21 protein-coding genes are annotated in these 25,615 nt (G+C 29.0%); 18 read left to right on the forward strand and 3 right to left on the reverse strand.

The window, feature by feature from the left end; all coding sequences use genetic code 11:
• The first annotated feature begins 13 nt into the window (after positions 1–13).
• The 6 genes from PZA12_RS12400 to ymfI all read left to right on the forward strand — a co-directional run bounded on the left by PZA12_RS12400 (position 14) and on the right by ymfI (position 6,271).
• Complete coding sequence (locus PZA12_RS12400; RefSeq protein ID WP_017213116.1) at positions 14–676, forward strand: amino acid ABC transporter permease; 663 nt, start codon at positions 14–16, stop codon at positions 674–676.
• Positions 660–1,388: an amino acid ABC transporter ATP-binding protein gene (locus tag PZA12_RS12405; protein ID WP_012058608.1), complete on the forward strand. Its 729-nt coding sequence runs from the start codon at positions 660–662 to the stop codon at positions 1,386–1,388. Before PZA12_RS12400 ends, PZA12_RS12405 begins: the two co-directional genes overlap by 17 nt.
• 256 nt (positions 1,389–1,644) lie before the next feature.
• A complete protein-coding gene (locus PZA12_RS12410; RefSeq protein WP_077840899.1) occupies positions 1,645–2,655 on the forward strand; it encodes an asparaginase in 1,011 nt (336 codons plus the stop codon).
• A gap of 736 nt (positions 2,656–3,391) precedes the next feature.
• Positions 3,392–4,324 (forward strand): metallophosphoesterase, encoded by a 933-nt coding sequence (locus PZA12_RS12415; RefSeq protein WP_077843759.1) that lies wholly within the window; start codon positions 3,392–3,394, stop codon positions 4,322–4,324.
• Positions 4,325–4,354: 30 nt separating this feature from the next.
• The gene (locus PZA12_RS12420; RefSeq protein ID WP_077843758.1) at positions 4,355–5,290 is read left to right on the forward strand and encodes a dipeptidase; all 936 of its coding nucleotides are present in this window, start codon (positions 4,355–4,357) and stop codon (positions 5,288–5,290) included.
• Positions 5,291–5,527: 237 nt separating this feature from the next.
• Positions 5,528–6,271, forward strand: coding sequence for an elongation factor P 5-aminopentanone reductase (ymfI, locus tag PZA12_RS12425; protein ID WP_077839474.1), 744 nt, complete (start codon positions 5,528–5,530; stop codon positions 6,269–6,271).
• A gap of 11 nt (positions 6,272–6,282) precedes the next feature.
• On the opposite strand, the gene PZA12_RS12430 is transcribed toward ymfI, so the two are convergent.
• Entirely contained in the window at positions 6,283–7,803 is a 1,521-nt protein-coding gene (locus tag PZA12_RS12430; protein WP_077843757.1) for a HAMP domain-containing sensor histidine kinase, read from the reverse strand.
• Positions 7,804–8,475, reverse strand: coding sequence for a response regulator transcription factor (locus tag PZA12_RS12435; RefSeq protein ID WP_012058614.1), 672 nt, complete (start codon positions 8,473–8,475; stop codon positions 7,804–7,806).
• A 697-nt stretch (positions 8,476–9,172) separates the two neighbouring features.
• Here PZA12_RS12435 and PZA12_RS12440 point away from each other — a divergent pair.
• The 3 genes from PZA12_RS12440 (at position 9,173) to PZA12_RS12450 (ending at position 11,949) form a co-directional block, all read left to right on the forward strand.
• Complete coding sequence (locus PZA12_RS12440; RefSeq protein WP_103698758.1) at positions 9,173–10,414, forward strand: M16 family metallopeptidase; 1,242 nt, start codon at positions 9,173–9,175, stop codon at positions 10,412–10,414.
• A gap of 35 nt (positions 10,415–10,449) precedes the next feature.
• The gene (gene recX, locus PZA12_RS12445; protein ID WP_103698759.1) at positions 10,450–11,091 is read left to right on the forward strand and encodes a recombination regulator RecX; all 642 of its coding nucleotides are present in this window, start codon (positions 10,450–10,452) and stop codon (positions 11,089–11,091) included.
• Positions 11,092–11,229: 138 nt separating this feature from the next.
• Entirely contained in the window at positions 11,230–11,949 is a 720-nt protein-coding gene (locus PZA12_RS12450) for a transglutaminase-like domain-containing protein (protein ID WP_103698760.1), read from the forward strand.
• Between the two features lies 1 nt (position 11,950).
• Here PZA12_RS12450 and PZA12_RS12455 read toward each other — a convergent pair whose 3' ends face one another.
• Complete coding sequence (locus PZA12_RS12455; RefSeq protein WP_077843753.1) at positions 11,951–12,307, reverse strand: tetratricopeptide repeat protein; 357 nt, start codon at positions 12,305–12,307, stop codon at positions 11,951–11,953.
• Positions 12,308–12,523: 216 nt separating this feature from the next.
• On the opposite strand from PZA12_RS12455, the gene PZA12_RS12460 reads away from it, so the two are divergent.
• The 9 genes from PZA12_RS12460 to PZA12_RS12500 all read left to right on the forward strand — a co-directional run bounded on the left by PZA12_RS12460 (position 12,524) and on the right by PZA12_RS12500 (position 25,487).
• Entirely contained in the window at positions 12,524–16,837 is a 4,314-nt protein-coding gene (locus PZA12_RS12460; protein ID WP_103698761.1) for a 2-hydroxyacyl-CoA dehydratase, read from the forward strand.
• Between the two features lie 227 nt (positions 16,838–17,064).
• Positions 17,065–18,105, forward strand: a complete 1,041-nt coding sequence (locus PZA12_RS12465; RefSeq protein WP_078115620.1) for a phosphodiester glycosidase family protein — start codon at positions 17,065–17,067, stop codon at positions 18,103–18,105.
• 92 nt (positions 18,106–18,197) lie between these two features.
• On the forward strand, positions 18,198–19,265 hold the full coding sequence (locus PZA12_RS12470) for a hypothetical protein (RefSeq protein ID WP_103698762.1): 1,068 nt from the start codon (positions 18,198–18,200) through the stop codon (positions 19,263–19,265).
• 193 nt (positions 19,266–19,458) lie between these two features.
• Positions 19,459–20,229: a hypothetical protein gene (locus PZA12_RS12475; protein WP_103698763.1), complete on the forward strand. Its 771-nt coding sequence runs from the start codon at positions 19,459–19,461 to the stop codon at positions 20,227–20,229.
• A 77-nt stretch (positions 20,230–20,306) separates the two neighbouring features.
• On the forward strand, positions 20,307–21,167 hold the full coding sequence (locus PZA12_RS12480; RefSeq protein WP_077843749.1) for a DMT family transporter: 861 nt from the start codon (positions 20,307–20,309) through the stop codon (positions 21,165–21,167).
• A 142-nt stretch (positions 21,168–21,309) separates the two neighbouring features.
• Positions 21,310–21,726, forward strand: coding sequence for a flavodoxin (locus tag PZA12_RS12485; protein ID WP_026886120.1), 417 nt, complete (start codon positions 21,310–21,312; stop codon positions 21,724–21,726).
• 22 nt (positions 21,727–21,748) lie between these two features.
• Positions 21,749–22,384: a DUF3793 family protein gene (locus PZA12_RS12490; protein ID WP_077843748.1), complete on the forward strand. Its 636-nt coding sequence runs from the start codon at positions 21,749–21,751 to the stop codon at positions 22,382–22,384.
• Positions 22,385–22,984: 600 nt separating this feature from the next.
• On the forward strand, positions 22,985–23,524 hold the full coding sequence (locus PZA12_RS12495; RefSeq protein ID WP_103698764.1) for an NUDIX domain-containing protein: 540 nt from the start codon (positions 22,985–22,987) through the stop codon (positions 23,522–23,524).
• A 619-nt stretch (positions 23,525–24,143) separates the two neighbouring features.
• Complete coding sequence (locus PZA12_RS12500; RefSeq protein WP_077843747.1) at positions 24,144–25,487, forward strand: MATE family efflux transporter; 1,344 nt, start codon at positions 24,144–24,146, stop codon at positions 25,485–25,487.
• Positions 25,488–25,615: the final 128 nt, after the last annotated feature.

Genomic DNA, 25,615 nt, shown 5'->3' on the forward strand with positions numbered 1-25,615 from the left:
AGGAGAATTAAAAATGGAGATTTTTCAATTACTAAAAGATAGTCTACCTAGTTTATTAAGCGGGCTTTCAGTAACAATAGAAGTTGCAGTAATATCATTAATATTAGCAGTTATATTCGGGATAATTTTAGGAATATTTAGCATAAGTACTTCAAAAATTTTAAAAGGTATATCTACAATATATATCTACATTGTCCGTGGAACACCACTTATGGTTCAAGCTTTATTCTTATATTTTGGTGTTGGACAAGCGTTTGGTATAAGATTTGACCCTATAGTTGCAGGTGTAATAACTCTTACTGTAAATGCAACAGCTTATATGGCTGAAATATTTAGAGGAGGAATACAAGCTGTAGATAATGGTCAAATGGAAGCTGCAAGAAGTTTGGGACTTAATTACTCAAAGGCTATGAGAAAGGTTATTTTGCCTCAGGCTGTTAAGATTATGATTCCATCTATATTAAATCAATTTATTGTTACATTGAAGGATACATCAATATTAACAGTTATTAGTATAAGAGAACTTACATCATCAGGACAAATTATTATTGCAAGAAACTTTAAGGCACTTCAGATGTATGCAATTGTAGCTTGTATGTATTTTATAGTAATAACAGTATTGACTTTAATATCAAGTTATATAGAAAGGAAAATCAGCTATGGTAATAAGCGCTAAGAATCTTAAAAAACGTTATGGACAATTAGAAGTTCTTAAAGATATATCAGTAAATGTTACAGAAGGTGAAGTTCTTTGCATTATAGGCCCTTCAGGATCAGGAAAGAGTACTTTCTTAAGATGTCTTAATGGTTTAGAAGAAATTCAAGCAGGTAGTATTACAATACTAGGCCAAGAGCTTGTAAATAATAAGGACATAAATAAATTAAGAGAAGAAATCGGAATGGTGTTTCAATCTTTTAATTTATTCCCACACCTAACAGTTCTTCAAAATATGTTATTAGCACCTTTAGAATTGAAGAAGATGAACAAAGCTGAAGCAACTGAAAAAGCTCTTTCATTATTGGACAAAGTTGGATTAAAAGATAAAAAGGATGTTTATCCTGATACTTTATCTGGTGGACAAAAACAAAGGGTTGCAATTGCCAGAGCTCTTGAAATGAATCCTAAGATAATGTTATTTGATGAACCAACTTCCGCACTAGATCCTGAAATGGTTGGTGAAGTGCTTAAGGTTATGAAAGATTTAGCTCAAGAAGGAATGACAATGGTTGTAGTAACTCATGAAATGAATTTTGCTAGAGATGTATCTGATAGAGTTATATTTATGGATCAAGGATATATAGTTGAAGAAGGTCCTCCAGAAGAAATATTCACTGCACCTACTAGCGATAGATGTAAAGAGTTCTTAGATAAAGTAATTAACAATTAAAATTTATTATATGAGAAATAAAGAGCATTGTTTCAATTTCAATATTTAATGATATTGAGAAACAATGTTCTTTTTATATATTTTTCATGGTTTTTTACTTGATTTATTTATTAATATGCTATAATTTATATTTATTAGGTATTATAAGTAGAATAATAAATCTATACACTAACTCGTTAAAATATATAAAGAAATACATATATTTTCGATTTATTGTTTTAGAAAATATGGCACATAGAAATTGGGGAGGATAAAAATGATACAAATTAATCCGAAAAATTCTGAATTAAAAAATATAATAATTCTAGCTACTGGAGGAACTATAGCTGGTACGGGAGAAGAGGGGAAGACTACTAATTATACAGCAGGTAACATAGATATAGAAGTACTAGTTAGTAGTGTCAGAAACCTTGATAAAATAGCTAATATATATGGTGAGCAGATTGCTAATGTTGATAGTAATGATATAACTATGAATCATTGGTTAACTCTTGCTAATAGAATAAATGAACTTTCAAAGCAAGACGATGTGGATGGTTTTGTAATAACACATGGTACTGATACATTAGAAGAGACAGCATACTTTTTAGATTTAACAGTTAAAACAGATAAACCAGTCGTATTGACAGGAGCAATGAGACCGTCAACAGCAACAAGTGCAGATGGACCTTTAAATTTATATCAGTCAGTAGCATTAGCTGCTAGCGATTTATCAAGAGGGCATGGAGCGATGGTTGTTTTTTCAGATGGAATTTATAGTGGAAGAAATGTTCAAAAAATCAACACTTTTAAAACAAATGCTTTTAACTCAATTGAATTTGGATGTCTTGGTTACATGAGAGACAATATACCATTCTTTTTTAATAAGTCAATAAAACCACATACAATTTATTCACAATTCGATGTTACAGGCTTAACTGAGCTGCCTAAGGTTTCTATCGCATATTTCCATATTGACGCTGATCCTTCGATTATTAACTATTTTGCTCAAAACTCTGAAGGAATTGTAATAGCGGGTGCGGGAAGTGGTACTTTCAGCTCAAATTGGTTGGAAGAAATCAGGAACCTTGAAACAAAGGGGATTCCAGTTGTTAGATCTTCAAGAATAGGAAACGGAATAATATTAACAGATTCAACTATAGATAAATACTCAAATTGCATTCCTAGTTATACATTATCACCTCCAAAATCTAGGATATTGCTTACACTAGCTCTTACTAAGACTAAAGACTATTCTGAAATAAAGAGAATATTTGCAGAGTATTAATTCAAATATTATAAAAAATACAACTACATGTAGTTTGGCATAAAATGTTTCATAGATCTCATACGAATTGAAAAAGTTATACTTAAGGTAAAGATAGTTTATAAAAATGCTATCTTTACCTTTTATTTATAGATAAGCCAACTATAATCTATACTTATGCGTATACCTCAGTGAAATGAATAATATACTTTTGTTCCAGTTTCTGGGTAATTCGGATTGGTAATTCTAAGGCTATAAAGTTGCACCCAAAGTGCTGGCTTATAGGGGGCTAAGATTTTAAGTTCATATCTTCATTAGAAATCATAAATATATTTGTGTAGAAAACATTTGAAAATGAGCTGTTAAAGGTTCTTAAGCAGAGAACCCAAATCTTTGATTTGGTGAGAATCGCTTACTCAGTGAACGAACGTGAGTCGAGTTTCCGCTAACAGTTGTTCCATTTTAGCTTGTGAAGTGAGAGTCCAAAATTTTATTTTGGGTTCTCGAACTTCCTCAGCGAATGTAATGAGTCGAGCTTCAGTAGAAAAGTGGGAGCATGCTAAAGTGGATACAACTTGCTGCTTAGAACCTTCAGCGATATTTTCATAGCTTTTCGGAATCAAAATATTTATGATTTCGGTAAGTTACCACATAAATGCAGTTTTAAATTTGGATATTAAGAAATATTTTAGTCATCAAATAAAAGTTCTTATTCATATAATAAATGAAATCAATATAATGTTATAGGGCTTTTTATATGAAAGAACAATGTACAGAAAGCAATGATTTTTTTAAGAGAATATATAAAACTGGTAAATTAATTGAATTTGATGAAAAATCTAAAATAGTATTTATAAGTGATGTTCATAGAGGTGACGGTGGATATGCTGATTCTTTAAGACAAAACAGAAACATTTATAAAGCTGCTCTTGGATTTTATTATGAAAATGGATATACTTTAATAGAATTAGGTGATGGAGATGAATTATGGAAAAATAAAGATTGTTTAGATATCGCCTATAATTATAAAGATGTTTTTTCAATGCTTAATGACTTTTATGATGATAATAGGTTGTGCTTGGTATACGGAAATCATGATATAGTAAAAGCTAACCCAGAATTCATAAAACGGCAAGAAAGACTTTTTGCAAATGCCGGAAATGGATTTGGACGTGAGATGATAAACTTATATTCTAATATAACTTTTTATGAAGGCGTCATACTTAGATATATGCCATCAAAAGAGGATATAATTGCATTTCATGGGCATCAAGTAGATTTTATTAATTGTGAGATGTGGAAAACTAGCAGGTTTCTAGTAAGGCATGTATGGAGATTTATGGAGGGGGTTGCAGGATTTAAACCGCCAACCAGTCCAGCAAGTAATTATGACAAAGGAACCAAAATAGATCATATACTTGGACATTTAGCTCGTAAGGAAAAAAAAGTTATAATTTGCGGGCATACTCACAATGATATATTCCCTGAGGCTGATGAGGGAATTTATTTCAATGATGGCTGCTGTGTGTTTCCATCAGCAGTAACTTGTATTGAATTGACAGATGGTAAAATATCATTAATTAAGTGGGCTATAGAAGTTGATAGTAAAGATGTTTTATACATTAATAAAACTATAATTGGAGGTCCTGAAAATTTAGAAAAATACTTTTATTATGCAAAGCAGTTTTAGCATAGAAGAACATTTAAAAGGAGATTATATATGAAGTTTATTGATTTACATTGTGATACTGCAAGTAGAATTTTTTATGAAAAGTTAAATCTTAATCATAAGAAGTGTAAAGTTAATATTGAAAATTTAAAAAGAGGCGAAAATTTAGGGCAGGTTTTTGCATTTTTCATAGAGAAAGAATCAATTGAAGATCCATATGATGAATTTATAAAATTATATAATAGCTTTACTCAAGAAATAAGTAAAAATACAGGAGAGATAGAAATTGTAAGAAATACAGCTGAGCTAAAAAATGTTGAAAAATCAGGTAAGATTGGGGCTTTTTTATCTATAGAAGAAGGAGAAGTCATTAAAGGAGATATACAAAAGCTAAGAACTGTATATGATATGGGAATTAGAATCATAACAATTACTTGGAATTACCAAAACTCATTAGGGTATCCTAACGCAGGTTATACTTATAGAAATAAAGGATTAACTAGAAAAGGAGTCGAAGTTATTGAAGAATGTGAAGCCTTAGGCATAATTCCTGATGTATCTCATTTATCAGATGCTGGATTTTATGATTTGATTAGAATTTGCAAAAAACCATTTATAGCTTCACATTCTAATGCACGTGCGATCACAGAGCATCCTAGAAATTTAGATGATAATATGATAAAATTATTAGCTGAAAAGGGTGGAGTAATGGGGATAAACTTTTGTTCTGATTTTTTAGGAAATGAAAGTGTATCTTCAATAGAAGAAATGATTTGTCATATAAAACATATTAGGAACATTGGAGGAATTGATGTACTTGCCCTTGGAAGCGATTTTGATGGAATACACAATGAGGTGGAAATAGAAAACGCTTCAGAATTTAATAAATTATATTTGGCACTTAAACAAAATCATTTTAAGGAATCAGAGATAGAAAAAATATTTTATAAAAATGTCCTAAGAGTTTTTGAAGAAAACTTTAAATAATAAAAATTCATATATATGCTGCAATTGAAAATTAAGACCAAATTCTTGAAATGCATGTGTTATAAAAAAATTTTAATTTATAAAATTTTATCTTAAATTATCAGTCAATACAAACTAAATAATTTTATAGAAAATAAATTATTTTGTTAATAACTTATATAGTAGAATACAATGAAAATTTAAAAGGTGGTGAATTTGTCAGATATTCAGTTATATAATATCTGACTAAGGTTTGTTATGAATAAATTAAGGGGTAAAGTTGCACTAATCACAGGTGCATCAAGAGGCATAGGAAGAGCTATAGCAGTAGAGCTTGCAAAGGAAGGGGCAAGCGTTATAATAAATTACTCTACTGATGACGAAGGTGCAAAGGAAACTTTGGAAGAGATAAAGAGTATAAACGGCTATGGAGTTATAGTAAAAGGAGATATATCAGCTTTCGATAAATGCCAAATGATAGTTGAAGAAGTTTTAAAAGTAATGGGGAAGATTGATATTCTAGTAAACAATGCAGGCATAAGTCATATAGGTTTATTTATGGATTCAACAGAAGAAGAAATAAGCAGGATATTGAATACAAATCTTTTAGGAGCAATTTATTTAACAAAGCATGTCCTAAATAATATGATTTCTAGAAAAAGTGGAACTGTCATAAATATTTCTTCTATGTGGGGAGAAGTTGGAGCCTCTTGTGAAGTGTTGTATTCAGCTACCAAAGGCGGATTGAATTCATTTACAAAAGCACTTGCAAAAGAAGTAGCGCCGTCTAATGTAAGAGTAAATTGTATAGCTCCAGGAGTAATAGATACAAAAATGAACTCATTTTTAGAAGGAGATGAAAAAAAATCCCTAGAGGAAGAAATTCCTCTAGGAAGATTTGGGCTTCCAAGTGAGATTGGTAAAATTGCTGTATTTTTATCTAGTGAAGATTCATCGTATATAACAGGGCAAATAATAAGAGCAGATGGTGGATATATTTAAGGTATATCCGCTTACTCTTCTTCACCTTCAGGTGATACTATTTTCTCTAAGTAAAAATAAAATTCTACACCATTATTGATGTTTTGTAAATTAAACTCACTGTTATGAAGACGTAGTATATTTTTAACTATTGATAAGCCAATGCCAGTACTATTCTTTTGAGTTCTTTCTCTGGATTTATCTATTCTATAGAATTTATCAAAAAGTTTGCTTATTTCAGCTTCAGGAATAACTACTCCCATATTTTGAACAGATATTTTAAACTTGTCTAGACCTTCTTCAATATTTACGTTTATGTCATTGCCAGGAGGAGTATATTTAATTGCATTTGTTATAAGATTAGTTAAAACCTGCTCCATTTGAAATGGATCTGCGTAAACATAGCTATAAGGTATTGATGAATTAAAGTTTACATTAAACTTATTTTCTTCAAAGTCTGGCTTATGCTTCTTTAATATTTTAGTAATTAATCTATTAATATTAAAAGATTCAAAATTTGGTTTTATAATCCCGGATTCAAGTTTCGAAAGTTCTAGCATATTAGTGACTAATACAGTCATTTTTTTCGACTCATCAATTATGGTTTCTAAATATAAATTAGCGTCTTCGCCAGATACGATACCATCTTTAATGCCTTCTGCATATCCTTCTATAATTCCTATTGGGGTTTTTAGTTCATGACTAACGTTAGATATAAAATCTTTTCTCATATCTTCTAATTGTCTTTCTTTTTCAATATCATCTTCTAATTTCTTGTTTTTTTGCTGTAAATCTACTAAAGCAGCTTGTAGATTTTTAGATAAAAAATTTAGCGATTTGGCAAGGCTTCCTATTTCATCATCTCTGTCAGTTTCATAAACTCTTGCAGAGAAATCCATATGAGATATTTTGTTTGCTGTATTGGTTAAGTTTACAAGAGGTTTAGATATAAGGTTAGAGTAAATTGAAGAAAGTATTACTGATATAACAATCAATCCAAAAAACAAATATACAAAAAATTCACTCATAACTTCAGAGGCTTCCTTTATTGGCTGAATGGAAGCAACGCAAAAAATAAGACTATCATTTTTTGTGGTTATAGACATAGGACTAATTACACCAATCTTACTTAAGCCGCTGCTCTCATTAGTAAAAGTTGTATACTTGGTTTGAGAATGAGTAATAACGTCGTTAATCAAATCGCTATTATTTATTAATTCTTTACCAAAAGAAGTTAGGGTGTCAAAACTCTCCTTATCACTATAAATGTTGTTAGAAAAATATTTTATATCTCCATTTGTTGATGTAATGATAATTTTAGCATTATTATCATTCTCAAATTTTTGCAAGGCCTTATACAAGTCAGCATCATTGTCTATATGAAGTGAATATAAATCATGAAACTTATTAACTTCTTTAACTAATGAAATTGTTTTTTTGTAAGAATAAAAACTTTCAAAGAAAAAGGCTTGTGCAAAGTAAGTTATGAACATTAATGCAAGAACAAGGCCTAATGTTATGCTAAATAGCCTTTTAGATAAACTACGCCTCATTTATTTAACCTCAAATTTATAGCCGCTGCCACGAACTGTAATTATATAATTAGATTTATCTAACAGCTTTTCACGAAGTCTTTTAACGTTAGTGTCAACTGTACGTATATCTCCATAGTAGTCAATCCCCCAAACATTATCCAATATATTATCTCTACTTAAAGCAATTCCTTCATTAGTAACTAAGTACATCAAAAGTTCGTACTCTTTTGGCGATAATATTATTTCTTTGCCATCAATTTTTACTTCATGTGAAAGTTTGTTTATAGTTAAACCGTTAAAATCTTGAAAGCTAGAATCTAGATCCTCCCTAGTCCTTTTTAGAAGAGCCTTAACTTTAGCAATTAAAACTTTAGGGCTAAATGGTTTTGTGATATAATCATCAGCTCCGTAATCATAACCTTGAAGTTTATCCTCTTCTTCACCTTTTGCAGTGAGTAAAACTACAGGAACGGTGGAGACTTCTCTCAATTTTTCCAACATAGTTAATCCATCCATAACAGGCATCATAATATCTAAAAGTACTAAATCAATTTTTTGTGTACTAAATACAAATAATCCTTCTTCGCCATTTGAGGCTTCAAAAACATTAAAATCTTCTTTTATTAAATAATCTCTAAGTAAAAACCTAATTCTTAGTTCATCTTCAACAATTAAAATAGACTTTCTCATAACTTTTCATCTCCTTATATGTGAACGTGTAAATTCATACAATGCTTATAATAACATAATACCTTACAAATAAGGCAATTCTATTACAATTATATATCACATTGTACAATTTTTTGTGTTCTAAGCGCAATATAATATTGCAAAAATAATCCTTTATCATAATTCTAAAAATACTACAAGAATTTTGGGTGTAATTGTGAATTGCAATATACATATTATATTAAGTTTAGCATATAAAGATCAATATGTATGTTATAATAGTAAATCTACATTTAAGATTGCAATAAAACAAGATCTAAGCAAGACTAAAATCTGCAAGCTCAATTACAAGGTATATATTAAATTCATTATAGTATAATAACTTAAATGCTCTCATATATTATATTGGATAATAATTATCTATAAATAATAAATTTATAATGATTATCATGAATTTGGAAGAAATAAAAAAGATTTTTAAGAATATACGTCAGACATATCGCATGGATAATAATACTAATTTTGAATTGGAACATATATTTGTGTTATTATATAGGTGTATAGATTATTTTTGATTATAGAAATTTACTTTTGTTTTGTGATATGATTATGAATGGCATATTTATACTTTAAAACGTGATTAGCATTACTAGTGTTATTTTAAATGAAAAGATCGCAAAGTATCAGGATATTTGATATGTAATTAGGAGAATAGTGAATGATAAAATTAAATTTTGATGTGAAGAGACATACACTTGAAAATGGCTTGGAAGTAATAACTATTAAGAAGGATACTCAAATTGCATCTATTAATATAGGAGTTAAGGTCGGTGCTCTATATGAGAATATGAAAGAAAAAGGTATAAGTCACTTTATTGAACATACTTTGTTTAAAGGAACCATCAATAGAACTGGTGAAGAGCTAAATGATGAATTAGAGGCTTTAGGCGGAGAATATAATGCTTATACAGATTATGATGTTACTGTTTATACGATCAGCTGCTTGATGGAAGAATTTAAGAAAGCAACAGAGCTTTTGGCTGATATGATTGTAAATCCAACATTTGATAAAAATGAAATAGAAAAAGAACGAGGTGTAATTTTATCAGAAATAAGGATGAGCAAAGATGATATAGAGGATTTCAGTTTTAAAAATGTAAATAAACTTGCATTTAATAAAAGTGCTCTAAAATATGAGGTTACTGGACTTGAAGAGAATGTTTCTGGATTCACCAGAAAGAAATTGATATCTTTTTATAAAAGGTATTATGCACCTCAAAATTCTCTTATAACTATGGTATCGCCCTTAGAGCATGATGAAGCTATAAACTTAGTGAAAAATTATTTCAGTCAATGGGAAGGACAAAAGCCTGAACCTATAAATATCATAATAGAAAAAAATAAAGAAACAACAGGAATAAGTTATAAGAAAGATATAGAGCAAAGCACTATAGTCTATTTATATACCTTCAATGATTTAGAAAAATCAAATGAACTTCCGCTAAGAATTCTGAATCACAGACTTGGGGAAAGTTCGAATTCACTTCTTTTTAGAGAAATTAGAGAGAATAGGGGATTAGCTTACGATATTTATACTCACTTAGAAATAACCAATAATATAAAAACCCTCTATGTATACACAGCAGTTAGTGAGGAAAACATTGATGAAGCTAAAGCGGCTATTGATGAAACAATAAAAAACGTAGTTGAAGGAAAGATTCAAATAGGAGATAGAGATTTAAATATAATGAAAAAAGTCCATAAGACGGCTGTAATATCAACTTTAGAGGATTCGTCTGAGTTATGTAATTACATGCTTCATCAAGCATTAGAGGGCGAGGATATATTTGAATTTGTTAAAGATATGGACAGATTAAATATGTTGGATATATTAAAGATTAATGAAGTTGGAAAAAAAGTTTTAAAAGAACCGACCATACACATATTAAAGTCTAACTAGTAAATTAAATAATAAAAAAGGTGAAAGTTTTAACTATGGCAAAAATAACGAAAATAGAAATTCAAAAGAGAAACAAAGAAAGAGTTAACTTATTTTTAGATGGTGAGTATGCATTTTCTATTTCAGCAGAACTAGTTTATAAAGAAAGTCTTAAAGTAAATAGTGAAATAAATCCTGAGAAATTGAGGGCACTAGCAGAAAGTGAAAACTTTATGAGGTGTAAGGAATCTGCTTTGAGGATAATAGAAAAAACATATAAAACCGAAAAAGAGGTTAGAGATAAGCTAAGGCTTAAAGAGTATGACGAATTATCTATTGACAAAGCTATTGAATTTCTTAAAGAATATAATTTTATAAATGATGGCAATTATACAAAAATTTTTATAAGAGATAAATTACGATCAATGGGAAGTCAGAAAATAAAATATACATTGCTTCGCAAAGGAATTTGCAAAGAAATCATTGATGAGGAATTATTAAATCTAGATAAAGAAAATGAAAAAGATGTTGCATTTGATATAGCACAAAAAAAATATAATTTAATAAAGAATAAAGAGACCGATACTTATAAGATTTCAGGAAAATTATATAGGTATTTAATTTCAAAGGGATATAATACAGAGATTACTAGTCAAGTAATCAAAAAAGTTATGGCTGTAGACGTGGATGATTTTTAATAGTGTTTTTATATTTCGCTCGTTGAAATTTAAGGCGCATATTTTAGATGTATTTTTAATATGCTTATGTTCTCATTTTTGATATAATTAGAATATACATTATAATAGGGTGAAAATATTATTTGTGGAGGAAAAATTATGAATGAAAATAAAGCTATGTTAGTAGTTAATGGAATCATCTCAGGATGCATTCAAGTAAGTATCATAATTGCACTATTAGTCTTTCCTAGTATAATATTTAATTCCACGTCAGTTCACTCATTTACAGAAAATGTTCTTAAACAAGAATATTCACCAAGTGAAAATAGCAAGATTGTAAATAGTAAATTATTTAAGAACATACAGTCAATTAAAAATGCATCATCAAAAGAAATTATTATTTATAATGGAGTTACTATAGAAGACGGTATTAAATCAAATGAAGAAATTGATAATAAAGCGCTAAAATTAACTCAGGGTGCTAAAACTGATAGGGAACGAGCAAAAATATTATATAGTTGGATTGGAAGTAATATAAAGTACGATAATGAAAAGGCTCAAGAAGTTTTAAGTGGAGGCGACACTGAAAAAATGCCAGAAAGCGGTGCAATACCAGCGTTCAGTAGTAGAACAGGTATTTGTTTTGATAAGGCATGTCTTTATGTAGCGATGTCTAGAGCTGCTAATCTTAAAGTTAGGCTTTTAGGAGGCCAAGCCTATGATGGAGAACAATATGTTGGCCATGCATGGAACCAAGTTTATTTAGAGGATGAAAATAAATGGATCAATGTAGATACAACCTTCTATGATGGAGGAAATTATTTTGATTCCAATTTATTTAATAAGCATAATGTAGAAGAAATTGCTGGTGAATGGTAAATTAGTTTGCTTTTTTAAATTTTGAAATAATAAGGTCTATGGCCTTTTCACAATCTTTGTCATTAGGATCTATTGACCATGCTAAATTAAAGAAACGTAAAGCTGTATTAAAGTTTTCTTTCATGACATAGCAATATCCAAGATTAAAAAAGTATTTACTTTCATGCTTAAGAGAAATTGCTTTGTTAAGCATAATTATTGCATCATCAAATTTTTTGAGTTTAATTAAACAAACTCCACAATTATAGTATGAACAAGCCGTGTTTAAATTTTCTGATGCAGACTTTTTATAAAAATCCATGGCTTTTTCGTAATCCTTCATATTGTAAAATTTGTTTCCTTCAGTAAAATAATTCATTTGTGACCTCCAATAGCAAAATTGTAAATATTAACTTAAATTCTTTATAATTATAGACAATACTTTATATTAGTATACATATGGAAGTATTTATTAAGGCATAATTAAAAAAATAACAGACCAGTATACATGAGGAATTATTTTCTTTCATGTACCTAAGCTTTAAAATTATATAACCAATATGTACATTGAAAAAACAGAGTAGGTGAAATAAATATGATAAATTATAAAATTGGTTTAGATATAGGATCGACAACAGTAAAATTAGTGGTTCTTAATAATGAGAACATTTTAATATATAGTAAATATAAAAGGCATTTTTCAGATATAAGAAGTACAATAATTGATTTAATAAAGGAATGCTATGAAGAATTAGGGAATATTAACTGCAAAATTAATATAACAGGTTCAGGAGGATTGTCAGTATCAAAATGGCTTAATCTTGGTTTTGTACAGGAAGTAATTGCATGTTCAAAAACAGTTGAAACAATTATTCCTGAGACTGACGTTGTAATAGAATTAGGCGGGGAAGATGCAAAAATTACATATTTTAGAGGTGGAATAGAGCAAAGAATGAATGGAAGTTGTGCCGGCGGTACTGGAGCTTTCATTGATCAAATGGCCATATTATTGAATACTGATGCAATGGGGTTAAACGAGTATGCTAAAGAATATAAAGTAATATATCCTATAGCATCAAGATGTGGTGTCTTTGCGAAAACAGATGTTCAGCCATTGATAAATGAAGGCGCTAAAAAAAGTGATATAGCTGCATCAATATTTCAAGCTGTAGTTAACCAAACTATAGGAGGGCTCGCGTGTGGTAAGCCGATAAGAGGCAATGTGGCATTTTTAGGAGGTCCTTTATTTTTCCTTTCAGAATTAAGGAACAGATTTATTGAAACATTGAATTTAAAGGATGAACAAATTATTGCGCCAGAAAATTCTCAACTTTTTGTTGCGATGGGAGCAGCTCTATTGTCAACAAAGGAAAAATCAACATCTTTAAAAAATATAGTAGATAAAATTTCTGATATTTCTAATATAAAGGATGATACTGAGCCAAGACTTGAACCGTTATTTAAAGATAAAGAAGATTACGATAAGTTTAAAGAGAGACATGATAAAAATGTTGTAAAAAGGGGAGAGTTAAGGGAATATAAAGGACAAGCATTTTTAGGAATAGACGCTGGTTCAACAACTACTAAAGTAGCACTTATAGGTGAAAATTCTGAACTTTTGTATTCTTACTATGGAAGCAATGAAGGAAACCCACTAAACAAAGTTGTAGAAATCATGAAAGATTTATATGAAAAACTTCCAGAAACAATAGAGATTGTAAACTCTTCTGTTACTGGTTATGGAGAAGCTCTTATTAAAGCAGCGCTTCATATAGATATAGGAGAAATTGAAACAATTGCACATTATAAGGCTGCAGATCATTTCTTGCCAGGTGTAGATTTTATCTTGGACATAGGCGGGCAGGATATGAAGTGCATAAAGATAAAAAATGATGCAATTGATGGAATACTTTTAAATGAAGCTTGTTCATCAGGATGCGGATCTTTTATTGAGAGTTTTGCTAAGTCTCTTGATATGAAGGTAGAGGATTTCGCAAAGGAAGCTTTAAAATCTAAAGCTCCAGTGGACTTAGGTTCTAGGTGCACAGTATTTATGAACTCGAGAGTTAAACAGTCTCAAAAAGAGGGAGCTGAGATTTCGGATATATCAGCTGGCCTTTCATATTCAGTTATAAAGAATGCTTTGTTTAAAGTAATAAAGTTAAGAGATGAAAAAGACATAGGTGAAAAAGTTATAGTACAAGGTGGAACATTTTACAATGAAGCTGTACTTAGGAGTTTTGAACTTATATCAGGAAGAGAAGCAGTAAGACCAGATATCTCAGGGCTAATGGGAGCCTTTGGGTGTGCTCTTATTGCAAAGGAAAGATATATTGAAGGAGAAAAGTCAACTTTATTACCTAGAGATGGAATAAATAAATTTGAAATGACAGCATCATTTAGAAGATGCGGAAAGTGTGGAAATAATTGTTTGCTTACTGTAAATAAATTCTCTACAGATGAGGAGTTCATTTCAGGAAATAGGTGCGAAAGAGGGCTTGGAATAGAGAAGTCTAAGGAAAGCAAACTACCAAATTTATTCGATTATAAGTACAAGAGAACATTTGGTTATAAGCCTTTAAAAGAAGAAGAAGCTAAACGTGGAGTTATAGGAATTCCAAGAGTTCTTAACATGTATGAGAATTATCCATTTTGGTTTACACTTTTAACTAACTTAGGCTTTAGCGTTAAATTATCAGCACCTTCAAGTAAGAAGATATATGAACTTGGAATTGAAACAATTCCATCAGAATCAGCTTGTTATCCAGCAAAATTGGCTCATGGTCATATAATGAATTTGATAAATAGAGGAATTAAAAATATATTTTATCCTTGTATATCATATGAGAAAAAAGAGTTCATGGATGCTCAAAATCATTACAATTGTCCTATGGTAACTTCTTATCCAGAAGCGATAAAAAATAATATGGATGAATTAAAGGAAAATAACATTAATTTCATGGAACCATTTTTATCTTTAGATAATGAAAAGGAGCTTGCAAAAAGAATTGTAGATGAATTCAAGGCATTTAATGTAAGTATACAAGAGGCTAAAACAGCTGTGGAAGAAGCAAGTAAAGAAAGAGAGAATTTCAAAAAGGATATTCAAAAAAAAGGTGAGGAAGTTATTTCATATCTAAGACAGAATAATAAAAAAGGAATAGTATTAAGTGGAAGACCTTACCATGTAGATCCTGAAATAAATCATGGAATTCCTGATATGATAAATTCTTTTGATATGGCTGTATTAACAGAAGATAGCGTGTCTCATTTAGGAGTATTAAAAGATAAGCTTAGAGTTGTAGATCAGTGGATGTATCACTCAAGATTATACAGAGCAGCTGCTTTTGTTGCTGATGAGCCTTGTGTAGATATGATTCAGTTAAATTCTTTTGGTTGTGGATTAGATGCAGTTACTACAGATCAAGTTTCTGAAATTATATCCTCAAAAGGAAAGATATATACAGTTTTAAAAATAGATGAAGGAAATAATTTAGGGGCTGCTAAAATTAGAATTAGATCATTAAAAGCTGCAATGGGCGAAAGAGAACGAAAAAATTATAAACCAGTTGAAGAACAAATAGTATACAAAAATCCAGTATTTACACCTGAGATGAGAAAGAAACATACAATTTTATGTCCTCAAATGTCACCTATTCATTTTGATTTAATTGAGACAGCTGTGAATGCATCAGGCTATAACTTAGAAGTTTTACCATCAATGGACATGAAAGCTGTTGATGAAGGATTAAAATATGTTAATAATGATGCTTGTTATCCATCAATTATAGTAATTGGTCAAATAATTGAGGCCTTAAAATCTGGAAAATATGATTTGAATAATACTTCAGTTATAATATCTCAAACTGGCGGTGGCTGTAGAGCAACAAATTATATTGGATTCTTAAAGATGGCTTTAAAGCATGCTGGATTTGAACAAGTACCTGTTATATCATTAAATGCAGTAGGACTTGAAAAACAACCAGGTTTTAAGATTACTCCAAAATTGCTTCATAAAGCTATTATGGCATTAGTATACGGAGACTTATTCATGAGAGTGTTGTATAAGACAAGGCCTTACGAAAAAGTTAAAGGATCTGCCAATGATATTTATAAGAAATGGAATGAAAAGGTAAAATTAAATTTAGTAAACGGAAGCAAGAGAGAGTTTAATAACAACATAAAAGAAATCATTCAAGAGTTTGATGAATTACCACTACTAAATGTAAAAAAACCTAAAGTTGGTGTTGTTGGAGAAATATTAGTTAAGTTCCATCCAACAGCAAACAATGATATTGTGGGTATTTTAGAAAATGAAGGGGCAGAAGCAGTCGTTCCAGATCTTCTAGATTTCTTTTTCTACTCAGCATTTGACGCAGACTTTAAAGCAAAATATTTGGCAGGAAGTAAACTTTCAAAAAATTTATGTAATATGGCTATCTCTTATATTGAAACATATAGAAAAACTATGAAAAAACAATTAGAAAAAAGTACTAGATTTTCTAAGCCAAAACACATAAAAGAATTAGCTGACATGGCATCACCTATACTTTCTCTTGGAAATCAGACTGGAGAAGGTTGGTTCTTAACAGCAGAAATGATAGAGCTTATTGAGTCTGGCACAAGTAATATAGTGTGTCTTCAACCTTTTGCATGTTTGCCTAATCATGTTACTGGAAAAGGTATGATAAAAGCACTAAAAGAAAGATATCCAAAATCAAATATAGTGGCAATAGATTATGATCCTGGTGCCTCAAACGTAAACCAGTTAAATAGAATTAAGCTAATGTTATCAGTTGCCTTTAAAAATTTAGGTGATGAACTTAAATATCATAAAAAACAAAATGAAAGTATTGTGGAGCAGCAATTTCATAATGAGGCAGGTTTAACACTTGAAGACAATATTTAATTAAATTGTGTTAAATTTAATGTTTTAGTTAGCATAATCATGTATTTATAATGCATAATGTACATAATTTATAATTAACGTACATTATGCATTAAAGCTTTTGAAGGAATTTACATGTAATTGTTTTTATTACAATTATTGTTTTATGTTACTTTTAGTTTATACAATGGTTATTGTACAGTTTTATAGGCTATTAAAATAATGTGCAATTTATTAGGAGGTAATCGATGGATACGCAAAGTAATCATCAAGAAAAAGAGAAAATTAAAAATAAAAAATTTAAACCGCTTGTATTCTTTTTAGGGATAGTATACATAATTGTTTTTCTATGTATAAGTACGCCTCTAGTGTTATTTTTTGGACCGTATGAAAATACAAGAAAAGTATTTGTTTCAACATTACTTGGAACAAGACATGCGTATCTATTAACAGATTTTATGTCCCAGGAAGAAATAAATAAGATCCTAGGAGTTAACAAAAATACAGAAGAATTGAAGGATGATAGTACTCAAAATACAGAAACAGATTTAAATAAGGTAAAGGTGAAATATACTAGTGGAAATGAGATAACTAGATATGATATACATACAGACAGATATAATGGATATATACTTGAAATAAAAAATCCATTAGGAGTTAAAGTTGCAATGACAAAATATCTAGGAAAAATGGGACAGAAAACTAGTGAAATGGCAGAAGAGAATAATGCTATTGCAGCGATTAATGGTGGGTCATTTGTAGATAAATCTTCTGATGGAACCCTTTATGCGGGAACTGGGGCAGAGCCAGGGGGATTTGTTATATCAGGTGGAAAAGTTGTATATCCTAAAAACAATGTAAATAGAAATAATGTTGAAAATGTTATAGCTTTTACTAAAGGTGGTCAGCTTATTGTGGGAGATCATACTCTTAATGAGCTTCAAAAACTAGGAGTGCAGGAAGCAATGTGCTTTAGAAGGCCTAATATTATTATAAATGGTAAGCCTCAGGTTAAAGATAAGACATCTGATGGGCTTAATCCTAGAACTGCAGTGGGTCAAAAAGAGGATGGTACAGTTATATTTTTGGTTATTGATGGGCGAAAAATCACAGCACCTGGAGCAAGTTTGTATGATGTTCAAGAAATAATGTTAGATAGAGGTGCGATTAATGCGGGTGCTCTTGATGGTGGTTATTCTTCTACAATGTACTATAAGGGAGAAGTTATAAATTCTCCAAATGCTTGGGATGGTGAAAGATCTGTTGCCACAGCTTTTTACGTTGAGTAAAATAAAGTTTGTGAAAAATTATTATAATAAATAGTACATATAACACAAAAGTAGAAGTAATTTTGAAGTATCTTTGTAGGAGAGGATAGTTAATGAAAAACCTGATAAGAATAGTAGTATGGACACTTGTAGCAATAGTAATTCAACAAGGTATATTTTTATATGTGGAAAATATATATTTAGCTTCAGATGTAAAAATACAAGCTGAAAAAGTTGAAGAAAAGGAAATGCCAAAAGATAATAAGCAAAATGAAATTAACATTAAGGATGGAGTTTCTAAAGCATCAGTATCCTCAGATGGCAGATTTGTTGCCTATATAGAAAATAGTAAACTTAAGGTATTAGATAGTAATGATAATAGTGAAAAAGAATTCCAATGTGAAGACGGCGGAGATGTAGTGTTCTATAAATGGTTAACAAATGAGAACAATATAATCGTTATACAAAAAGTGCAAAAAAAAGGAGGAGCTTATTTTGAGCCAGTATCTTTTGATGCGAAGAAAGGTGAAACACGACAACTTGCAGACTTTAATTTAAATGAGCTGAAAATAGATACAAAGAATGCAAGCGATAAAGTAGACAATGTAGTATTTTCTACTGCAACACATAGTCTTTACATAAAAATTAATAAAGCCAATGGAAAAAGTGATTTATATTATGCTAATGTAATGAATCAATTAGAGAAAGTCAGATCAAATAAAGAAATTGGGAATATAATAGTACCTACTACAAGTACAAATGCGGTAATGGAAATGGGAAATGGTGCAACCATATTAAATAGCCCAAACAATATAGAAATACCAAATGCAAAAGTTATAAAAATATTAGGAAATGATATTAATGATAATGTATATTTTGGTGAAGAAGTTAGCGGAAATATTACTAAAATATATTATTCAGCATTAAACGAAGGGAAAATAAAATGGAATATGTTGATTTTGCCTAAGCCAGTAAGTAAAGAAGATATAATTGTGGATTATTCAGGAAAAGTTTATATCAATGATAAATCTGCAGGAAGTGTTTTAGAGCTTATTAGTAAGAAGACAATTAAGTATGAAGGAGATCTTCTGCAATCTTATTCTAAAGGGATTATTTCTATAAATGGAAATAAGTTAACAAAGTACGAGATTGGAGAAAACAGAATTTCCATTAAGCAATAATATGCTTAATAAAAACTACTTTGCCAAATAATCATGATTTTGATAATACAAAAATATAAGAAATTTTTGTATTTAAGGATCTATCATAATAAGATATAATAATTCATATAAGTTTTAAAAGAATAAAATATAAAAAAAGTCATATAATTAAATTTATGTAAATATAAAATCAATGGTAAAAGGGGTGGAATTTATGGATAAAAGTAAAAAAAATAAATTAATTGGAACAGGAGTCATTGTTGGATCCATGGCAGCATTAAGTGGTGCCATAGCAATGGGGAAGAGGTTTAGAAATAAAAAAATAAAAAAGATCATCGATATTAAGACATATTCTACAGGTGTAATTAGAAGTTTTGGTACTTTATATTTAAATGATGAAAAGCAGAAGGTGCCAGGAGATTTCGTGCAGTTCAAAGACATTGCTTCATTTGCAGGTCAAAAAATAGAAATTAAAGATACTGATAAAGATGATGATTATAAATTATCTTGGATAGAGATAAATGATGCAGGTAAGAAATTATTGATTTGTGATAGAAATATTTTGAAAAATATTTCATGGAATGAACTAAATGATCAAAATTTAGTTTTTGGTAAAGTAGTAATAGTAGAAGGGGAAAAATACATCTTAAGGCTCTTAACTGGATATAGTGAAAAGAAAAATTATAAGAATAATGAATGGGATAAGTATATAGTAAATTCCAACAAAATTGATGGACTTCCACCAAGTGAAGATTATGATGTAGATAATAATATAAAGAAATTTGATGATGAGAAGATTAATGGAAATAATAATGCTTTATGGCATTTGTATAATTTCTCATCTTTTACTCAAAGCGAAGGCTTAAGAAGTGAAAAATTCTGTATAATAAGAGGATATTATTCAACAACATATTCTAAGCAGTCAGTTAAAGACTTAAAATATGAAACTGTAGGGTATAGACCGGTTTTAGAATTGATTGAATAAAATATAAGCGTATGGGCACTTATTTATAGTAGCTTATGCGCTTTTATATTAATAAATAGATAATAATAGGAGGAAAAATGAAATTAACAAATTTAAGTAACAGAAAGAAAGGAATAATATTTATAACTGCATCTGCATTTGGATTTGCAATGATGTCAGCATTTGTTAAGATTTCTGGTGATTTGCCATCGTTTCAAAAAACTTTTTTTAGAAATATAGTATCACTCATGGTGGCATTCGCACTAATATCAAAACATAGAGGAAACTTTTTTGGTCAAAAAAATAATCAGAAGACATTGTTGCTCAGGTCGATATTTGGAACTTTAGGCATTTTATTTAATTTCTACTCTATAGATAAACTAGTTCTATCAGATGCTAATATGTTAAATAAATTGAGCCCTTTCTTCGTAATTATTTTTTCGGGAATATTTTTAAAAGAGAAAGTGAATATAAAACAAATTATAGCAATAATTATAGCATTTATAGGAACTTTATTCATAATAAAGCCTTCATTAAACTTAGAAATAATGCCTGCAATAGCTGGAATTTTAGGTGGTGTCACTGCAGCAGCAGCTTATACATGTGTTAGAGCTTTAAGTGGAAAAGAACATCCAGAAACTATTGTATTCTATTTTTCTTTTATTTCTAGTGTAATTACTTTTCCATTAATGATAATATACTATGAAAATATGAATATAATGCAACTTATCTATTTGCTTTTAGCTGGTATCTTTGCAAGTCTTGGACAATTTGGAATAACTTTAGCATATAAGTACGCACCAGCAAAGGAAATATCAATATTTGATTATACAAATATAATTTTTTCAGCAATAATAAGTTTATGTTTATTTGGAATTCTTCCTGATTACATGAGTTTTATAGGATATATTATTATCTTCAGTGCATCTTTATATATGTTTTTATACAATAAAGATTGACTATAAGTAATATAAAAAATATTAGTTAAGGAAAAAAATATAAAATTTATTAATAAAACTTGACAAAAGTGGATAGATATAATATTATCTAATTGAGAATGATTTTCAAAATTATTTAATTAAATAGGGAGTGGTACAAGTAATGAAAATAGTATATTGGTCAGGAACTGGAAACACAGAAAAAATGGCAGAATTAATTGCAAAAGGAATCATAGAAAGTGGGAAAGATGTTAATACTATAAATGTCTCAGATGTAAATATAGACGAATTATTAAATGAGGATATACTTATTCTAGGTTGTTCAGCAATGGGAGATGAAGTATTAGAAGAGTCAGAGTTTGAGCCATTTATAGAGGAAATTTCAACTAAGGTATCGGGTAAGAAAGTTGCACTTTTCGGTTCTTATGGTTGGGGCGATGGAAAATGGATGAGAGACTTTGAGGAAAGAATGAACGGATATGGTTGTATTGTAGTAGAAACACCATTAATAGTTCAAAATGAACCAGATGAAGCTGAACAAGATTGTATAGACTTTGGTAAGAAGATTGCTAATATATAATTAAATTTGGTGGTGATATGATATGAGATATCTAGATTTTTACAAAAGATTAGATTTGATGGACGAGAAGGAATATATAGAAAATTTCTTGGTATATAATTCATCATTAGTAATCGCAGGGGTTAAACCAGCTGTAACTATAAATTTGAAAAAAAGTAATGAAAAGATGTATATTGGTTGGAATGACTTCGGAAAAAAATTTATAAAGAATATAAATCTAAAGTTCATAGAGTTAAGAGAAAATAATGATTGTATGATAATAATGATTTATGATGAAAATATATTAGAAAAAGAATTAAATAAAAAATCACATATAGATTTTTTAGTAAACATAGGGTATCCTTCTCAAATAAAAATAGATAGATATATTGATACATTAAAATTTAGATATAATAAATATCACTGCCCTCATGAGCTTGGATTATTCCTAGGAATACCATTTGAAGATGTTAAAGATTTTATGGAATGTACTACTAAAAAATGTTTACTATGTGGGTACTGGAAGGTATATAACGATAGTAAGAAAGCAAAGATGATTTTTAACACATATGACACAGTTAAAGAATATACAATAAATAATATGCTTGAGGGAAGTTTATCGCGTGACCTCGCTTTAAGTATAAAAAACTCCTTTTATAAAAACGCTTTATACATTTGATTATAAAAATTGTATTTAGCAAATAGATGATTTAGATTATTAAAATTGATTAATATAATTAAAAAAGTTTTATCAAAATTTTGAATACAAAATAAAATATTCTTGGTAACGCACACTACCATGAATGTGAGTAATTAACCACCAAAAGTTTAATATTTAGTGACCACACACCACTAAGTATTATGATTAAACGATATTTTATAATGTCCACACACCATTATAAATATCTTCACAAATAGTACAAACGAATAATTTCTATTTAATATAATAAAGTAGATACATTTCATAAAATTCAAATATGACCCACAAGGTTTACAAAAACTTTGTGGGTCTAAAATTTTAATAATTATTAATTCTTATCAACCAATAGAAATATTTTAGTATCAAGGTTAAATTTATTTTAATAAATTTTTACAATGATAGATAATTAAAGTATAATTTGTTTAAGGATATTTTTCTGTAAAATAGTAAAAAATATAAAAAACATCATTAGTGGCTAATTAAATTAATTATTATTTTAACAATATCTAGGCGAAATCAAAGATTAATAGATAAATTATTTATGGTATAGGGAATTTTGAAGAATAAGGATGTGAGAAAATGAATATTATGTTCAACAAACTTTTTGAAATAGATAAAGTAAGTGATTCAATTGAAAAAATCAATTTTAGGGAAGCAGTAAGAGGAATAATAATAAAGGATAAAAAGATTCTAATGGTACATTCCAAGAATAAGGATTATAAGTTTCCAGGAGGAGGAATGAAAAAGGATGAGGGGCATATAGATGCTCTGAAAAGAGAAGTGGAAGAAGAAACTGGATATGTTTGCAGTAAAATTGGTGATCAACTTGGAATTATAACAGAAAGAAGCAAAGATAAATATGTTAATAATAGAGTTTTTAAGATGATCTCTTACTATTACTTAGCAGAAGTATCAAATGTAAGGAAAGCTCAAAAATTGGATCCATATGAGGCTAAATTAAAATTTAGGCCAGAGTGGATACAAATAGAAGATGCTATTAATAATAATGAAAAAATAATATCATCAGGAGTAGAAACAATTCCAAACTGGATTTTTAGAGAAACTTATGTGCTAAAAGTGATAAAAGATTATATAAATAGATTTAATAAAATAACATAATAATTAATGCGTATATATTGCTGTAATAAATTTATATTTAAAGTTTTAGTAAGTGAAATACTCATACGCAATTTAAATGTAGAAATTTAATTAAAGAATATATATTAAAAAGGCTCGAAAGAAATGTAAGAAACTTTATGAATTAATTCATATTGCACAGAATATTAATAAAAACAAGTGTTAGTCAAAAGAAGAATAATCTAAATACCTTATTTTAGTGATAAAGTATGTAGAGTAAGGTGGTGATTTTTAGTAATAAGTGATAAGATTATAAATAGTTATAAAAATTTTATATCAAAGAAAGAATGATATATGTTTATGAAATATTAACGATATGTCATTCTATTTGTGTGTTTTTATAAAAAATGTATTATAAATTATTGATTTTGGGATAGCGTGTATTAGAATACATTATGGAAGATGGAATTTATTATTGAATATATGAGCATTAAATTGTTGGAGTAGCGAGGAGTGATATAAAGACGAATATGAAGATATATAATGTGAATTGAAAATGGACAAGGGTAATAGCTATAAATATATAGCTTTAATTTTTGTTTAACGTTAACAGAAAAAACTAGTAACTTGGGTGTTTTACTAGAAGGAAGAAGGATATTGTGTGTTAATAAGAAAAGATGTTTTAAAGTTAGCAATACCTATAATGATAGAGCAAACATTTGTTATGTTATTAGGTACATGTAATACAATGATGGCAGGACATATTGGTGAACAAGCTGTATCAGCAATAGGAATGGTTGATTCTATAAACAATATGTTCATATCATTTTTTGCAGCTTTATCAGTTGGTGCAACGGTAGTGGTTGCGCAGCAGATAGGAAGAAATAAACCTAAGAAAGCAAATGAAACAGCTAAACAAGCTATTGTATCAGGTATTTTAGTATCATTAATTATAACATTGCTTTTGTGGATTTTCAGGATTAAATTAATTAATGTACTTTATGGTTCAGCAGAAGAATTAGTTAAAATCGATGCAAAACTATATTTGGAGTTTACTTTGCTTACGTATCCATTTATAGCAATAGAACAAATTGCTAATGGTATACTCAGAGGATGTGGAGATACAAAAACTCCTATGCAAATAACAATATTTATGAATCTTATAAATATTGCTTTAGGATATACATTGATATTTGGAATTAATACACTGAACATACCATCATTTGGAATAGCTGGTGCAGCAGTAGCAATTGCAATTGCTAGACTTATTGGTACTTTAATTATAATGTTAGTTTTATTTAGAGGAAGTAAAATTATAAAATTAAAAAATATATTTCCATTTAAATTTGATATGGAAATACAGAAAAATATATTTAATATAGGAATTCCAGCAGGTATGGAACAAGTGATATTTAATGCAGGAAAATTAATAGTTCAGATGTTTATAGTAACAATGGGAACAGCATCTATTGCTGCCAATGCAATTTCATCATCTATTGCTATAATGATAAATGTTCCAGGAAATTCGCTTTGTTTAGCAGCAACAACTTTTGTGGGACAGTATGTAGGGAGAAATGATATTAAAGGTGCAAAAAGTACATTAATATACTTGACTAAGTTTGGTACTATTTGCTTAGTATCTTTGGGATTGATTTTTATACCTATATCAAAATGGTTAGCATCTCTTTATACAAATGTTCCGGAGGTAATAAATATATCATCAACATTAACTAGAAGTAACAGTATAGCATTAATTGCTTGGGGGATATCTTTCATACTTTCATCCGGCCTTAAAGGAGCTGGTGATACCAGATATACTATGTTAACTGCATTTATAGGTATGTGGATATTTAGAATATTTGCAGGCTATATTTTAGGTATTGTTCTAGGAATTGGAGTTTTAGGAATTTGGATAGCTATGTATATTGATTGGATTGTACGTGGACTTATGTACTGCTTTAGGCTTAGGGGAAATAACTGGCTTAAGCATAGAATTTCTGATTAAAATAGTTAAAAGAAGTTATCTAAGAATAGGAAAATAATAATGGATGATTAACATTAATTTTTATTATTTTTAGATAACTTCTTTTGTATAGTTATAAGAAATTTGCAAAGATATTAAAAAAATAGTTA

This window comes from Clostridium beijerinckii (assembly GCF_036699995.1).
Lineage (GTDB): Bacteria > Bacillota > Clostridia > Clostridiales > Clostridiaceae > Clostridium > Clostridium helianthi.